An 11,727-nucleotide genomic window follows, 5' to 3' on the forward strand; every position below is an offset into this window, starting at 1 on the left:
TACGCACTAGCCTGGGCCCATGCACGAAGACAGCCTCCTTCCTCCCGACGACGCCTTGCGCCTGGCCTTGCACAACGAGGTGCATGCGCGGCCGCCGGCGCGCGTGCGGCTGCCTGCCGTCATCGTCTACGTCGCCGTGCTCAACACCGGCATCACCCGCGCCGACGAGCACGCCCACCTGCGGCGGCTGCCGGGCCAGCAGGAGCTGGCTGAGGCGGCGCTGAATGCCAATTTCCTGCGCCTGCGCTGCGGCGAGTTCTCGCTGAAGTGGGAGCGCCACGCCGAGTTCACCCGCTATTCGGTCGTGCAGCCGTTGCCGGCCGACGCCGAGCCCAGCGCGCAGACCCTGGACAACCTGGCGCTGCGCATCGCCGCGGACTGGCTGGGCGGCATCCCCGGCCGCACGTTTGCGGCCATCAAGCTCGTCATGCTGGAACGGCCGCTGACCTTCGCCGCCGGCGCGCTGGCCGAAGCACAGGCCTGGTTCGGTGCGCATGCCACCGTCGCCTCCACCATGGGCGGGCATTCGCTGGTGGTCACCGACTTCTGCTTGCGCGCCACCGGCTTTGAGCACATCGTCGTGCTGGCCGAGCCGGGCACTCCCGAGACCCGCGCCGGCCGCATCTGCCAGCGCCTGCTTGAACTGGAAACCTACCGGCTGATGGCCCTGCGCGGCCTGCCGGCAGCCAAGTCGCTCGGCACGACGCTGGCGGACGTGGAAGCGACGCTGGCCGACATCACCGCACGGCTGGAGCAGCGCGGCGCATCGGAGGCGGAGCTGCTCGATGACCTCATTTCGACGGCCGCGCGCATCGAGCACGCCACGGCCGAACATCAGTACCGCTTTGCCGCGACCCAGGCCTACCAGGCCATCGTCGAGCAGCGCCTCGAAGAGCTGCACGAAGGCAAGGTGGCCGGCACGCAGACGCTGGGCGAGTTCATGCAGCGCCGGCTCTCGCCCGCGATCGCGACGGTCAACGCGACGGCGCAGCGCCTGGCCGGCCTGTCACAGCGCATCTCGCGCGCCAGCGCGCTGCTGCGCACAAGAGTGGATATCGCCACCGAAGCACAGAACCAGCAACTGCTGGCCCAACTGGGCGAAGGCCAGCGCACCCAGCTGCGCATGCAGGCGACCGTCGAGGGCCTGTCGCTGGCGGCCATCACCTACTACGTCGTCAGCCTGCTGCTGTACGGCGCCAAGGCGCTGAAGGCCGAGGGCTGGCTGCCGTTCAGCCCGGAACTGGCCGCTGGCGTGGCGATTCCCATCGTGCTGCTGGTCGTGTGGCAGACGACGCGGCGCATCCACCGCCGGATCTTCAACCACCACTGACCACGCGGCCGCGTAGAATCAATCACCGGGCCCAAATTTTGTCTTCGGCCCGGCGCGTTGCGCCTTAACTTCGCAAGCGAAGTTAGCCTGCAACGCGACGGCCTCCCCGGCCGTCGAGGGCGCCCTGCCCTCATGCCGAAGCAAGTCAAGCGCTCGCAGCCCAGGTCGCGCACTGCCTAACGCGCGCCGCAACTGTGAACACCACTGACATGGAAATCTTCGACTACGACAACATCCTGCTGCTGCCGCGCAAATGCCGCGTGGAGAGCCGCTCGGACTGCGACACTTCGGTGCAGTTCGGCCCGCACCGCTTCCGCCTGCCGGTGGTGCCCGCCAACATGAAGACCGTGGTGGACGAGCCCATCACCGAGATGCTGGCCCGCGAGGGCTATTTCTACGTGATGCACCGCTTCGACCTGGACAGCCTGGCCTATGCCCGGTCCATGCGCGACAAGGGGCTGCTGGTCTCCCTGAGCGTCGGCGTGAAGGCTGCGGACTTCGACCTCGTCGACCGCCTGGCTGCCGAAGGCGTGGGCGCCGACTACCTGACCATCGACATCGCCCACGGCCATGCCGAAAGCGTGCAGCGCATGATCGGCCACATCAAGCACAAGCTGCCCGAGGCCTTCGTCATCGCTGGCAATGTCGGCACGCCCGAGGGCGTCATCGACCTGGAGAACTGGGGCGCCGACGCCACGAAGGTTGGCGTCGGCCCGGGCAAGGTCTGCATCACGCGCCTCAAGACGGGCTTCGGCACCGGCGGTTGGCAGCTGTCGGCGCTGAAGTGGTGCTCACGCGTGGCCACCAAGCCCATCGTGGCCGACGGCGGCATCCGCCATCACGGCGACATCGCCAAGAGCGTGCGCTTCGGGGCGGCCATGGTCATGATCGGCTCCCTGTTCGCCGGCCATGAGGAATCGCCTGGCACGACGGTCGAGGTCGACGGCAGGCGCTACAAGGAGTACTACGGCTCGGCATCGGACTTCAACAAGGGCGAGTACCGCCATGTGGAGGGCAAACGCATCCTGGAGCCTGTCAAGGGCAAGCTGAGCGACACGCTGCGCGAGATGCAGGAGGACCTGCAGAGTTCGATCTCCTATGCCGGTGGTACGCAGTTGACCGATCTGAAGAAGGTCAACTACGTGATCCTGGGTGGCGAGAACGCGGGCGAACATCTGTTCATGTGATCACCTGCAGAGCGCCTCACGCCTAGCGAGGTCCCTGGTTCGACCGACTGCCGGGCCTTCAGCTGAAGCGCACCGACGCTTCGAAGCCAGGTCCTGCGTTGCGCATTTCCAGCCGGCCGCCGTGCGCTTCGGCCACCAGGCGACACAGGCACAACCCCAGGCCCCCACCACCCTCCCCACGCGTGCGCGCCGCGTCGGGCCGGTAAAAGGGCTGGCCCAGCTGACGCAGCGACTCGGCCGGCACGCCGGGGCCGAAGTCGCGCACCGTCAGCCGCACGCCTTCACCGGCGCGCGCCAGGCGGAGCTGCACCGCCCCACGCGACGCATCGTTGTGGCGCAGCGCGTTGTGCACCAGGTTGCGCAGCAGCAGCTGCACGCGCAGCCGGTCCAGCTTCAGGGTCGGCAGGCCGGGCTCGATCTGCAGCTCGACCCCCGGCCCGGCCTGCTCACGAGCCAGCTCGGCCAGGTCGCAATCGCTCAGCTGCAACGCGCTGTGCCCGCTGCCCAGCCGCTCGCTCTCCAGCAGCGCCGTGATGAGGTCGCGCATCTGCGCCAGCTCGTCCAGCAGCGCATCGCGCGAGGGGCCTTCGCCAACCATCTCGGCATGCAGGCGCGCCCGCGTCAAGGGGCTGCGCAGCTCATGGCTGATGGCCAGCAGCAGCGCGCGCTTGCCGTCGAGCATGGCCTGGATGTCGGCGGCCATCTGGTTGAAGCGCATCGCCAGGTCACCGATCTCGTCGCCATGCACGACGGGCACGCGGTGCGAGAACTCGCCGCGCCGGAAGGCTTCGGCGCCCAGGGCCAGCGCATGCAGGGGCTGGACCATGTGGCGGATCACGCCGAAGGCGCAGCCCGTGACCAGCAGCAGCGCAGGCACGGCCCACAGCACGCCATAGGAACTCTCGCGGGAGTTCCACAGGATGACGCTGCTCACGAGGGCCAGCACCAGGAAGACGCCGATCAGCCGCGCGCCCAGCGAATACTTGAACCGCGCGTGGTGGCGGTGCCAGCGCTGGTGCCAGCGGTGGTGCACGCGCCAGCGGTACAGCTGGTCGCGCCGCATGCGCTTCATGCGTTGCATGCGCTTCTTCTGCTTGCGCTCCCAGTGCTCGCGCCAGCGGTGGTCGTAGGGGTGGTGCCTCATCGCTTCTCGGGCAACGCAAAGCAGTAGCCCGCATTGCGCAGCGTCTTCAGCGCCTGCACCGGCTCCAGCTTGCGACGCAGGCGGCTCACGAGGATGTCGACCGCGCGCGTGAACAGCTCGGCCTCCTGGCCGCGCAACCGGTTCAGGATGTCGTCGCGCGAGAACACCTTGCCCGGCTCGCGGGCCAGCATCAGCAGCAGTTCGTACTCGGTGCCGGTCAGCTCGACCAGGCCGTTCGCGCAGCGCACTTCGCGGCGCGCGGTATCGATCTCCAGGCCGTCGAAGCAAAGCCGCGTCGAGGGCTGCGGCGCGGCGGGAGCGGCCACCGGCGCCAGCCGTGTGCGGCGCAGGATGGTTTGCAACCTTGCGGCCAGCTCGCGCGGCTCGAAGGGTTTGGGCAGGTAGTCGTCCGCGCCCAGCTCCAGGCCAACGACCCGGTCGGTCAGGTCGCCGCGCGCGGTCAGCATCAGCACGGGCATGTCGCGCCAAGGCTCGCCGCCGGCGCGCAGCCGCTTGCAGAACTCGAAGCCGTCCATCTCGGGCAGCATGCCGTCCAGGATCAGCGCGTCGAAGCGTTCGGTGCCCAGGCGCGCCAGCGCCTGGCTGGGGCGGGTGACGGCTTCGAGTTGCAGGTCGAAGCGGGCCAGGTACTGCGCCAGCGGCCCGGCCAGCGCTTCGTCGTCGTCAATCAGCAGCAGTCGTCGCATGGAGGCGAATCATTGTGCCCGCTGCCCCTCAGTCCGCGTGGCGGTGCCGCGCGCCGTCGAAGCGCCGCATCATGAAGCGCAGCGCCTGGCGCTGTTCGGTGTCCAGCGCATCGAAGAAGTCGGCGAAGGCGTTGACCAGGCCCGGGCCGGCGGCGCGCAACGCGTCCAGCCGCGCCTGCAGCAGCTGCGAGGCCGGCTCGCGGGGGAACTGCTCGCCGGCCATCAAACCGGCCAGCTCGGGGCCGCGCGCAGCGCTCTTCAGCGCGTCGCGCTGCTGCTGGATCTGCTCGATCCAGGCGGCAAAACGGCGGCGCTGCTCGTCGTCCAGGTCCAGCTTGGCGCCGACCCGGGCCAGGAGGAGATGGGCAAAGCCGTCGGCATGGCGGCCGAGATGATGGCCATGATGGCCGTGGCTGAAGTGGTGGCGGAATTCGTGGTGGGCGTGCCAGCGACGAAAGAAGTTCATGGCGGTGCTCCGTGGGTCGGCGGTTGGGATGGCGCTCATGATTCCGGCGGGGCCCTCCGAGAGCATCTCCACGCGGTATCGCCGGGTTTCGTTTTGTATCGACCCTGAAGGGGCGCCTCTAAAATCGCCGATTCCCTGCCCCTGACGACAAGCTCCGTGCTCACGGAGCGCCAGCCGAGATCGCCCCCGTGACCGAACTTGCCAAGTCCTTCGAACCCGCCGCCCTGGAAGCCCACTGGGGCCCCAAGTGGGAAGCCGCCGGCCTGTACGCGCCGACGCTGGACCCGGCCAAGCCGTCTTTCAGCATCCAGCTGCCGCCGCCCAATGTGACGGGCACGCTGCACATGGGCCACGCCTTCAACCAGACGGTGATGGACTCGCTGACGCGCTACCACCGCATGAAGGGTCACAACACGCTGTGGGTGCCCGGCACCGACCACGCCGGCATCGCCACGCAGATCGTCGTGGAGCGCCAGCTGCAGGCGGCGGGCCAGAACCGCCACGACCTGGGCCGCAAGAACTTCGTCGCGCGGGTGTGGGACTGGAAGCAGGAGAGCGGCAACACCATCACCGGCCAGATGCGCCGCCTGGGCGACTCGGTGAGCTGGGGCCATGAGTACTTCACGATGGACGAGAAGCTCTCGGGCGTCGTCGTCGAGACCTTCGTGCGGCTGTACGAGGAGGGCCTGATCTACCGCGGCAAGCGACTGGTGAGCTGGGACCCGGTGCTGCAGTCCGCCGTGTCGGACCTGGAGGTGTCGTCCGAAGAAGAAGACGGCTCTCTGTGGCACATCCGCTATCCGCTCGCGGATGGCTCGGGCTCGGTGGTCGTGGCCACCACGCGCCCGGAAACCATGCTGGGCGACGTCGCCGTCATGGTGCACCCCGAAGACGAGCGTTACGCGGCGCTGATCGGCAAGCTCGTCAAGCTGCCGCTGACCGACCGCGAGATCCCGGTCATCGCCGACGACTACGTGGACCGCGAGTTCGGCACCGGCGTCGTCAAGGTCACGCCGGCCCACGACACCAACGACTACGCCGTCGGCCAGCGCCACAACCTGCCCATGATCGCGGTGCTGGACCTGCAGGCCAGGATCAACGACAACGCGCCCGAGGCCTACCGCGGCCTGGACCGCTTCGTCGCCCGCAAACGCGTCGTGGCCGACCTGGAGGCGCAGGGCCTGCTGGTCGAGGTCAAGAAGCACAAGCTGCAGGTGCCCCGCTGCGAGCGCACCGGCCAGGTCATCGAGCCCATGCTGACGGACCAGTGGTTCGTCGCCGTCACCAAGCCCAGCGCCGATGGCAAGAGCATTGCCGACAAGGCCATCGCCGCCGTCGAGACCGGCGCCGTGAAGTTCCACCCCGAGCAGTGGGTCAACACCTACAACCACTGGATGGGCAACCTGCAGGACTGGTGCATCTCGCGCCAGCTGTGGTGGGGCCACCAGATCCCGGCCTGGTACGGCACGGGCGGCGAGCTGTTCGTCGCGCGCAGCGAGGACGAAGCGCAGGCCCGCGCCAAGGCCGCTGGTTACCTCGGCGAGCTGACCCGCGACCCGGATGTGCTGGACACCTGGTACTCGTCGGCGCTGGTGCCGTTCTCCACGCTCGGCTGGCCTGAGAAGACGCTGGAGCAGGAGCTGTTCCTGCCCTCTTCCGTGCTCGTGACCGGCTACGACATCATCTTCTTCTGGGTCGCCCGGATGATCATGATGACGACGCACTTCACCGGCAAGGTGCCCTTCAAGGACGTCTACATCCACGGCCTGGTGCGCGACTCGCAGGGCCAGAAGATGAGCAAGAGCGAGGGCAATGTGCTGGACCCGGTGGACCTGATCCAGGGCGTCGACCTCGACACGCTGATCCAGAAGTCCACCACCGGCCTGCGCAAGCCCGAGACGGCGCCCAAGGTCGCCGCCCGCGTGAAGAAGGAATTCCCCGAAGGCATGCCGGCCTACGGCGCCGATGCGCTGCGCTTCACGATGGCGAGCTACGCGAGCCTGGGCCGCAACATCAACTTCGATACCAAGCGCTGTGAGGGCTACCGCAACTTCTGCAACAAGCTCTGGAACGCGACGCGCTTCGTGCTGATGAACACCGAAGGCCAGGACTGCGGCCTGATGCACGCCGAAGGCCACTGCCCACCGGGCCACAACAAGTTCAGCCAGGCCGACCGTTGGATCGTCAGCGAGCTGCAGCGCGTGGAAGCCGCTGTCGCGCAGGGCTTTGCCGAGTACCGGCTCGACAACGTCGCCAACGCCATCTACAGCTTCGTCTGGGATGAGTACTGCGACTGGTACCTGGAGATCGCCAAGGTGCAGATCCAGACCGGTGACGAAGCACAGCAGCGCGCCACGCGCCGCACGCTGATCCGCGTGCTGGAAACCACGCTGCGGCTGCTGCACCCGATCGCACCCTTCATCACCGAGGAGCTGTGGCAGACCGTCGCCCCGGTGGCGGGCCGCAAGGCGACCGACCTGATCGGCCAGGCGTCCTATCCGATGGCGCAGCTGGAGCGCATCGATGCTGGCGCCGACGCCTGGATGGCCCAGCTCAAGGACGTCGTCGGCACGACGCGCAGCCTGCGCAGCGAGATGGCACTCAGCCCCGCCGAGCGCGTGCCGCTGCTGGTGGGCGGCGACCTGAGCTTCCTCGCCGAGGCGGCCGCGGTGCTGAAGGTGCTCGCCAAGCTGAGCAGCGTCGAGCTGATTGCCAACGAGGCCGAGTTCGCCAGGCAGAGCGCGACCTCGCCGGTGCTGGTGCACGGAGCCGCCAAGCTGGCGCTCAAGGTCGAGATCGATGTCGAGGCCGAACGCGCCCGCCTGACGAAGGAGGCCACGCGCCTGGAAGGCGAAATCGTCAAGGCGGAGGCCAAGCTGGGCAACGAAAGCTTCGTGGCCCGGGCGCCGGCGGCCGTCGTCGAGCAGGAGCGCGCCCGCGTGGCCGGTTTCAAGGAGACCGTGGCCCGCCTGCGCGAGCAGTTGGCCCGACTGCCGGCTCAGTAAAAGTCGACGGTCGGCGCGGCGATCGGGCTGCGCGTGGCCGGCGGCAACAGCAGGCCGTCGATGGCCCGCGCCACCGCCCAGGCGGCGCGCACCCGCGATTCACGCGTCGTGCCGGCCAGGCGCGGTGTCACCTGCAGCGAGCCGATGCCGTGCAGCGGCCGGCCCGCTTCCAGCCAACCCGGCTCCATGCAGTCGAACCAGGCGGCGCGCAGCCGGCCATTGCGCAGCGCCAGCGCCAGTGCCGCTTCATCCACCAGCCCCGACTGCGTCAACCCGACCAGCACCTGCCCGGCCCGACCGACTTCGAGCTGGCGCTCGCCGACGAGGCCGCGGTAGCGGCCGAAGTAAGGCAGCATCAGCACCAGGCCGTCGCTGTGCTCCATCAGGTCAGCCAGGCTGACGGCCTCGATGCCCCAGCGCGCCCAGGTCGCGTCGCTGGGGTGCCGCGACGGGTCATAGCCGATGACCCGCGTGCCGAAGGCCTGCAGCAGCTGCGCCATCACGCGCGCCGCCGGCACCAAGCCCAGCAGGCCGATGGTCGAGCAGCCCAGCTCCCGGCCCACCTTGAGGCCGTCGCTGCCCTCGATGGGCACGCGCCGCAGCAGGCTCAGCAACGCACCGATGGCGAACTCGGCCTCGGCGCTGGCGGTGGATGTTTGCGAGCGCACCACGTCCACGCCGGCCTTGCGGCAGGCTTCGACATCGATGTTCTCGGCCCCGCCGCTGGCCCGGCCGATGGCACGCAGCATCGGCGCGCAATGCACCAGCTCGGCATCGATGCGCACCTCGGGCGGCGCCACCAGCGCACGGGCATCCTGCAGCGCGTCCACCAGGCCGCGGAAGTCGCTGACGAGTTCGGGCGCGAAACGTGCGTCGTGCCGCTCGGCCAGCCACTGCACGACATCGGCTTCCAGCGGTTCCAATATCAGGACGCTCATGCTCTCTTTGTGCCCAACTCAAGGGTCATAACCGTCACAACCCGCGTGACACAATCGCCGCGCCCTTGTCCAACCAGTGTACCCATGGCCTCCTCGCCCAGATCCCCGATCACCAAAGCGATCTTCCCGGTCGCAGGTCTAGGCACGCGCTTCCTGCCGGCGACCAAGGCACAGCCCAAGGAGATGCTGCCTGTCGTCGACAAGCCGCTGATCCAGTACGCGGTCGAGGAAGCCTACGAGGCCGGCGTGCGCGAGATGATCTTCGTCACCGGCCGCCACAAGCGCCCGATCGAAGACCATTTCGACATGACGTTCGAGCTCGAGGTGGCGCTGGAGAACTCCGGCAAGCAGGAGCTGCTGGACGTGGTGCGCAGCGTCAAGCCGGATGACATGCAATGCATCTACGTGCGTCAGGCCCAGGCCCTGGGCCTCGGCCACGCGGTGTTGTGCGGCCAGCGCCTGGTCGGCAACGAGCCGTTCGCCGTGCTGCTGGCCGATGACCTGATGGTCGGCCCGACGCCCGGCCGCGGCATCCTGAAGCAGATGGTCGAGCAGTTCGCCGACTGGCGCGCATCCATCCTGGCCGTGCAGGAAGTGCCTGCCGAGCACACGCGGCGCTACGGCATCGTGGCGGGCACGCAGGTCAACGAGAACCTGATGGACGTGACCCGCATCGTCGAGAAACCCGCCCCCGAAGACGCGCCCTCGCGCCTGGGTGTGGCCGGCCGCTACATCCTGACGGCCGGCGTGTTCCACGAAATCGCCAACCAGCCGCGCGGCGTGGGCGGCGAGATCCAGCTGACCGACGGCATCGCCGGCCTGCTGCGCCGAGAGAAGGTGTTTGCCTACCGCTACGAAGGCAAGCGCTACGACTGCGGCAGCAAGGAGGGCTTCCTGCAGGCCAACGTCGAGCTGGCCTTGAGCCACCCGCAGCTGGGCCCCGGCTTCAAGGAATTCCTGCAGGGCCTGGATATCTGAGGCTTGGCGGCAAAGACCGCCCGGGCGTCGCGAGCGGCTCTGCCGCCAACGGACCGAGCTTCAGCGCCGGCGCAGCACGTGGATGAACTCGTCGGCAGCGCTCTGCTGGTCGACGAGTTCGTTGCCGGTCTGGCGCGCGAAGGCCTGGAAGTCGCGCATCGAGCCCGGGTCGGTCGACACCACCCGCAGCAGCTCGCCGCTGAGCATTTCAGCCAGGGCCTTCTTGGCCTTCAGGATGGGCAGCGGGCAGTTCAGGCCCCGCGTGTCGAGTTCTCTTTGCACGTCCATCGCTTCATTCTTTCTTGAGGTCCAACCACTGCGGCTCTATGCCCTTGGCGCGCAGCCAGGTCGCCAGCGCCTGACCCGTGCCCTGAGGCCAGCAGCGCACGTCTTCGGGCGCTATCAGCTTGTACTCGACCAGCTCCGGAGACAGCCGGATCTCGCCGCGCGCCTGCGCGTGATAGGCAATGATGACCTGGTTCATGCGCTGGAAGTCCCAGACGCCAAGCAGATCCAGGCTATCGACCGCCAGCGACGTCTCCTCGCCGATCTCACGGCGGATGCCGTCCTCTGGCGACTCACCCGCCTCCAGGAAACCGGTGATCAGCCCAAAGAAGCGCCCGGGCCACGCGGCATTGCGGGCCAGCAGCACCTGGCCGTCGCGGTCGGTGCATTCGATGACCGCCGCCACCACCGGCGTCGGGTTGTTCCAGTGCGTGAAGCCGCAGGAGGGGCAGCGCAGGCGCTCCTTCTCACCACCGTCCTCGGCCACCGTGATTAGCGCAAGTTCCGTGGCGCAATCCGGGCAGAAGCGATAAGGCTTCATTGGCGCCCCCGTCGCGCGTCGTGCTGGCCCCCAAGGAAGGAGCAAGCGTCTTCGAGCGGCCGGGTGGGGCTCATGCAGGGAACACGCCTGTCGACAGATAGCGGTCGCCGCGGTCGCAGACGATGAAGGCGATGGTCGCGTTCTCGACGTTGCGCGCGATCTGCAGCGCCACCCAGCAGGCGCCCGCCGCGGAGATGCCGGCAAACAGGCCTTCCTCGCGGGCGAGGCGCCGCGCCATGTCCTCGGCGTCGCTCTGGCTCACCAGCACCAGCTCGTCCACGCCGCTCGGGTCATAGATCTTGGGCAGGTAGGCCTCGGGCCATTTGCGGATGCCGGGGATGCGCGAGCCCTCGGCCGGTTGGGCACCGACGATGCGCACCGCCGGGTTCTTCTCCTTGAGGTAGCGCGACACGCCGGTGATGGTGCCGGTCGTGCCCATGGCGCTGACGAAATGGGTGATGCGCCCGTTCGTGTCCCGCCACAGCTCCGGGCCGGTGGTCTCGTAGTGCACCCGCGGGTTGTCGGCGTTGGCGAACTGGTCGAGCACGCGGCCCTTGCCTTCGCCGGCCATCTGTTCCGCCAGGTCGCGGGCGTACTCCATGCCACCGGTCTTGGGCGTCAGGATGAGTTCGGCGCCAAAGGCCTTCATCGTCTGCGCGCGTTCGATGGACAGGTCCTCGGGCATGATCAGCACCATGCGGTAGCCGCGGATGGCCGCAGCCATGGCGAGCGCGATGCCGGTGTTGCCCGAAGTCGCCTCGATCAACGTGTCGCCCGGCTTGATCTCGCCGCGCTCCTCGGCACGCTTGATCATGCTGATGGCGGGGCGGTCCTTCACTGAGCCGGCCGGGTTGTTGCCCTCCAGTTTGGCGAGGATGACGTTGCCGCGCGCATCGGCGCCAGGCAGGCGTTGCAGGCGCACGAGGGGCGTTGCGCCAATGACGTCTTCGAGGGTCGGGTAGCTCATGGCGGCCGATTGTGGCAGCGACCGCCAAACCTCAGCCTTGGCGAGTGCATAATCCAGCCCCTCGCTGCAACAAGCGAGCAGCTGTTTCCGACGGGCCCGGGTGGCGAAATCGGTAGACGCAGGGGACTCAAAATCCCCCGCCGCAAGGTGTGCCGGTTCGAGTCCGGCCCCGGGCACCA

General features: G+C 68.4%; 11 protein-coding genes and 1 tRNA gene. 5 read left to right on the plus strand and 7 right to left on the minus strand.

All coding sequences use genetic code 11. The features are described 5' to 3' along the window. The first annotated feature begins 19 nt into the window (after positions 1-19). Together ASD35_RS20275 and ASD35_RS20280 are read left to right on the plus strand one after the other, a co-directional pair. On the plus strand, positions 20-1,330 hold the full coding sequence (locus ASD35_RS20275) for a DUF3422 family protein (protein WP_056876756.1): 1,311 nt from the start codon (positions 20-22) through the stop codon (positions 1,328-1,330). A 209-nt stretch (positions 1,331-1,539) separates the two neighbouring features. Further along, on the plus strand, positions 1,540-2,517 hold the full coding sequence (locus tag ASD35_RS20280) for a GMP reductase (protein WP_056876757.1): 978 nt from the start codon (positions 1,540-1,542) through the stop codon (positions 2,515-2,517). A gap of 58 nt (positions 2,518-2,575) precedes the next feature. Here the strand turns inward: ASD35_RS20280 and ASD35_RS20285 are convergent, their stop codons facing one another. Genes ASD35_RS20285 through ASD35_RS20295 form a run of 3 tightly spaced genes read right to left on the minus strand, consistent with a single transcriptional unit; the run spans position 2,576 to position 4,834 of the window. Continuing rightward, a complete protein-coding gene (locus ASD35_RS20285; protein WP_056876758.1) occupies positions 2,576-3,661 on the minus strand; it encodes a HAMP domain-containing sensor histidine kinase in 1,086 nt (361 codons plus the stop codon). Further along, positions 3,658-4,368: a response regulator transcription factor gene (locus ASD35_RS20290; RefSeq protein ID WP_056876759.1), complete on the minus strand. Its 711-nt coding sequence runs from the start codon at positions 4,366-4,368 to the stop codon at positions 3,658-3,660. The genes ASD35_RS20285 and ASD35_RS20290 overlap by 4 nt, the downstream gene beginning before the upstream one ends. A 28-nt stretch (positions 4,369-4,396) precedes the next feature. After that, the gene (locus ASD35_RS20295; RefSeq protein ID WP_056876760.1) at positions 4,397-4,834 is read right to left on the minus strand and encodes a Spy/CpxP family protein refolding chaperone; all 438 of its coding nucleotides are present in this window, start codon (positions 4,832-4,834) and stop codon (positions 4,397-4,399) included. Positions 4,835-5,022: 188 nt separating this feature from the next. Here ASD35_RS20295 and ASD35_RS20300 point away from each other — a divergent pair, with 188 nt between their 5' ends. Continuing rightward, a complete protein-coding gene (locus tag ASD35_RS20300) occupies positions 5,023-7,839 on the plus strand; it encodes a valine--tRNA ligase (protein WP_056876761.1) in 2,817 nt (938 codons plus the stop codon). Here ASD35_RS20300 and ASD35_RS20305 read toward each other — a convergent pair. After that, entirely contained in the window at positions 7,833-8,777 is a 945-nt protein-coding gene (locus ASD35_RS20305; RefSeq protein WP_082580305.1) for a D-isomer specific 2-hydroxyacid dehydrogenase family protein, read from the minus strand. The genes ASD35_RS20300 and ASD35_RS20305 overlap by 7 nt on opposite strands. Positions 8,778-8,861: 84 nt before the next feature. On the opposite strand from ASD35_RS20305, the gene galU reads away from it, so the two are divergent. Next, positions 8,862-9,755, plus strand: a complete 894-nt coding sequence (galU, locus tag ASD35_RS20310; protein ID WP_056876763.1) for a UTP--glucose-1-phosphate uridylyltransferase GalU — start codon at positions 8,862-8,864, stop codon at positions 9,753-9,755. Positions 9,756-9,815: 60 nt separating this feature from the next. On the opposite strand, the gene ASD35_RS20315 is transcribed toward galU, so the two are convergent. The 3 genes from ASD35_RS20315 to cysM all read right to left on the minus strand — a co-directional run bounded on the left by ASD35_RS20315 (position 9,816) and on the right by cysM (position 11,548). After that, positions 9,816-10,043: a sulfurtransferase TusA family protein gene (locus tag ASD35_RS20315; protein WP_056876764.1), complete on the minus strand. Its 228-nt coding sequence runs from the start codon at positions 10,041-10,043 to the stop codon at positions 9,816-9,818. A gap of 4 nt (positions 10,044-10,047) precedes the next feature. Beyond that, the gene (locus tag ASD35_RS20320; RefSeq protein ID WP_056876765.1) at positions 10,048-10,581 is read right to left on the minus strand and encodes an NUDIX domain-containing protein; all 534 of its coding nucleotides are present in this window, start codon (positions 10,579-10,581) and stop codon (positions 10,048-10,050) included. 70 nt (positions 10,582-10,651) lie between these two features. Continuing rightward, positions 10,652-11,548 (minus strand): cysteine synthase CysM, encoded by an 897-nt coding sequence (gene cysM, locus ASD35_RS20325; RefSeq protein ID WP_056876766.1) that lies wholly within the window; start codon positions 11,546-11,548, stop codon positions 10,652-10,654. A gap of 94 nt (positions 11,549-11,642) precedes the next feature. On the opposite strand from cysM, the gene ASD35_RS20330 reads away from it, so the two are divergent. Further along, positions 11,643-11,727, plus strand: a tRNA-Leu gene (locus ASD35_RS20330).

The sequence above is a fragment of the Pelomonas sp. Root1444 genome, from assembly GCF_001426885.1.
In the GTDB taxonomy this organism is placed as follows: domain Bacteria; phylum Pseudomonadota; class Gammaproteobacteria; order Burkholderiales; family Burkholderiaceae_C; genus Pelomonas.